3 protein-coding genes and 1 other RNA gene are annotated in these 3,040 nt (G+C 66.1%); 2 read left to right on the forward strand and 2 right to left on the reverse strand.

What is annotated here, in order from left to right; genetic code table 11:
• A partial coding sequence (locus EN781_RS29680; protein WP_127400603.1) for a DNA polymerase III subunit gamma/tau occupies positions 1-1,782 on the reverse strand: 1,782 nt, incomplete at its 3' end.
• A 105-nt stretch (positions 1,783-1,887) separates the two neighbouring features.
• An RNA gene (gene ffs / locus EN781_RS29685) (signal recognition particle sRNA small type) lies at positions 1,888-1,984 on the reverse strand.
• A gap of 200 nt (positions 1,985-2,184) precedes the next feature.
• Here ffs and EN781_RS29690 point away from each other — a divergent pair.
• On the forward strand, positions 2,185-2,604 hold the full coding sequence (locus EN781_RS29690; RefSeq protein ID WP_126056702.1) for an HIT family protein: 420 nt from the start codon (positions 2,185-2,187) through the stop codon (positions 2,602-2,604).
• A gap of 32 nt (positions 2,605-2,636) precedes the next feature.
• A partial coding sequence (locus EN781_RS29695; RefSeq protein WP_348631397.1) for an NUDIX-like domain-containing protein occupies positions 2,637-3,040 on the forward strand: 404 nt, incomplete at its 3' end.

The raw sequence follows: 3,040 nt of genomic DNA on the forward strand, positions 1-3,040 counted from the left end.
CGGCAGGTCGGCCTCGGCCTCTTCCACTTCCGGCATGTCCGGAATGCGCACGTCAATGATCTTGGCGCCTGGGAAGCGGGCGAGGATGGCGGCGACCGTCGGGTCGCTCTTGGCGTCGAGGAAGGCGGTCTCGCGCTTCGTCGTTTCCATCTCGGCAAGAGTCTGGCCGCCATCTTCCTTCGACAGCGACACCAGCCAGTTGCGGCCTGTCCAGGCGCGCAGCTTGGCGGTCAGGTCGTTGAGCAGCATCTTCGGCGCGTCTTCGGTCAGGCTGACGTCGAGGCGGCCGGGCTCGACGCGCACCAGCCGCACGCAGCGCTTGATCAAAACCTTGAAGGCGATGTCGCGATTGGAATCGGCAAGGGCGGCAATGTCGGCCAGCGACTTGACCGGAACAGCGGGCGCTTCGACGACCGGTTCCGGTGCCGGGACGAAGGCAGTAGGCACGGGCTGCGCCTCGACCAGCCGCATCGTCTGCGAGCCGCCGCTGGCCGAAGGCATGCGCGCCTGCGCCACGGCGCTTGCGCCGCCATTGCCCGGGCTTGCTGGGGCCCCGTTGGCGCGCGGCGCGCCATTCGGAACCGGCGAAGCGCCTTCCAGCGACTTCAGCGCCTCGTCCAGCGTCGGCAGGTCGGCAGCATGCGCGAGCCGGATCAGCACCATCTCGGCAGCGCTCACCGGCCGGTTCGAAGACTGCACCTCGGGAATGCCCTTCAGCAGCATCTGCCATGTCGTGGACAGCACGCGCACCGACAGCGTCCTGGCGAAATCGCCGCCGCGCCGGCGTTCATCCTCCGACAGCGAAGCATCGTCGGCGGCCGTCGGCACGAAGCGCAGCCTGGTGACGAGATGATTGAATTCGGCAAGGTCGGTCAGCACCGCGGCCGGATCGGCGCCGGTGTCGTACTGGGCGCGGAATTCGGCCAATGCCGCCGCGACGTCGCCCTTCATGACATGCTCGAACAGGTCGACGATGCGGGCGCGGTCGGCGAGGCCGAGCATGGCGCGCACCGCCTCGGCGCTGACCGCGCCGCTGCCATGGGCGATCGCCTGGTCGAGGATGGAGAGTGAATCGCGCGCCGAGCCTTCGGCGGCGCGCGCGATCATCGCCAGCGCGTCGTCGTCGACCGAAATGCCTTCCTTGGCGGAGATCGCTGACAGGTGCGCGACCAGGGCGCCGGCATCGATGCGTCTCAGGTCGAAGCGCTGGCAGCGCGACAGGACTGTGATCGGCACCTTGCGGATCTCGGTGGTCGCGAAGATGAATTTGACGTGCGGTGGCGGCTCTTCGAGCGTCTTCAGCAGGCCGTTGAAGGCCTGGGTGGAGAGCATGTGCACTTCGTCGATGATGTAGACCTTGTAGCGGGCCGAGACCGGCGCGTAGCGCACGCGCTCGATGATGTCGCGGATGTCGTCGATGCCGGTGTGCGAGGCGGCGTCCATCTCGATGACATCGACATGACGTCCTTCCATGATCGCCTGGCAATGCTCGCCGGGGATGGAAAGATCGACCGAAGGCTGGTCGACGGTGGCGGTCTTGTAGTTCAGCGCCCGGGCCAGGATGCGGGCCGTGGTCGTCTTGCCGACACCTCGGACGCCGGTCAGCATCCAGGCCTGGGCGATGCGGCCGGAGGCGAAGGCATTGGTCAACGTGCGGACCATCGGTTCCTGGCCGATCAGCTCGGAGAAATTCGAAGGGCGGTATTTGCGCGCCAGAACGCGATAGGCGCCAGCCTTGCCTGTCCCCAGGCTTTCCGCCCCCGAATTTCCGGCTTCGCTCATTCGCCGTCAAAGCTCCCAGGACCGCGACGGAAGGCGGCCGTTTCCTGCGCATAGTTTCGCCCGCACGGCTTGACGCCGTCAATGTCGCGAAAGAAAGGCGAAGAGGTGGGAGGCTGGAACAATGACCCGTTCCGGGCTCGTTAGGGCTGCTTCCTTCCGGACCTGACCCGGTTGGCGAGTGGATCGTCCACCACCAACCTCCCGGCCTCCATATCGGCAATTCGACGATGAAATGCAAGGGCGGAGCGGAATCGGCGGCGCCGGTCGTGCGCGGCGTACTGGCGGGCGCGTCTTCAAATCCGCAATACCGGCCAATGATTCGCTTGCAGCCCCTCTGCAGCCGCTCTAGCGTTCATCGGTCAAAAAGACGGTGCAAAGTCCAAAAAAGTGAGGGAAACGCCAATGCTGCCGGGCCTCAAGGCCGGATTCACGCTCGACGCCAGGCTGGAGGCGGACAGCGAGCAGCTGATGTGGCTCGGCCTGTGCGAACTCAGGCTGATGAACGACTGCCGCTGGCCATGGCTCATCCTGGTGCCGCAGCGGCCGGGCGTGGAGGAAATCCATGACCTGACGCCGCTCGACCAGGCGATGCTGACCTTCGAGACCAACATGGTGGCGCAAGCGCTGAAGAAGGCGACAGGCTGCACCAAGATCAATACCGGCGCGCTGGGCAACATCGTGCGGCAGCTGCACATCCACGTCATCGCGCGCTCGGAAGGCGATCCGGCATGGCCGGGGCCGGTCTGGGGACATGGCCTGCGCGAACCCTACAGTAATTCCGAGATCCGCCGGTTTGCCGAAACGATCAAGGCGGCGCTATAAGCTGACCCGTGTCCATAAAGCTCTGAGTCCCCATGCCCTTCCGCCTGTTTGACGCACCCTTGCGGGAGCCCAGCCAGTTCGTCGGCTTCGCCGGCAACCAGATCGACCGGCAATCGGAGACCCGCGCCGACGATTCCGTCGAGCAGGCGCTCGCCGATCCCTCGACGCGGCTGCTGCTGATGCATGGCGGCCGGCTCTATCTGAAACATGAGGACGGCAGCTTCGACCCCTGGTTCGGCGCAACCGAAAGCAAAGCCTTCGACGTCTCGCTCGACCGCGGCGTGCTGCTCGGCTTTTCCGAGGCCGGCCCCGTGCTGGCGGTGCCAGCGGGCGTTGAGCCGGAGCAGCTTCCCGAGACCATCAAGGCGATCGACTACCGGTCCGTCTACATGCAAGGCCTGATCGACGAGGCGGCGGCCGGCGCGCTGGCGCAAGG

Origin of the sequence: Mesorhizobium sp. M4A.F.Ca.ET.090.04.2.1 (assembly GCF_003999085.1) — a bacterium.
Taxonomy (GTDB): domain Bacteria; phylum Pseudomonadota; class Alphaproteobacteria; order Rhizobiales; family Rhizobiaceae; genus Mesorhizobium.